The following is a 255-nucleotide window of genomic DNA, read 5'->3' as shown; positions in this document are numbered from 1 at the left end:
CCGTACCGCAAACCGACACAGGTGGGCAGGATGAGAATTCTAAGGCGCTTGAGAGAACTCAGGAGAAGGAACTCGGCAAATTGACACCGTAACTTCGGGAGAAGGTGTGCCTCTGTTGGTGTAGGACTTCGCGTCCGAAGCTAGTAGAGGTCGCAGAGAATAGGTGGCTGCGACTGTTTAACAAAAACACAGCTCTGTGCCAACACGAAAGTGGACGTATACGGAGTGACGCCTGCCCGGTGCTGGAAGATTAAA

1 rRNA gene is annotated in these 255 nt (G+C 52.5%); it reads left to right on the top strand.

The annotated features are described in order from the left end of the window. A 23S ribosomal RNA gene (locus tag ACZ9XP_RS18025) occupies positions 1–255 on the top strand; the annotation flags it as partial.

The organism is Vogesella perlucida (genome assembly GCF_979366545.1).
Note: the sequence above shows the minus strand (reverse complement) of the source record. Positions and strands in the feature narration are given on the sequence as shown.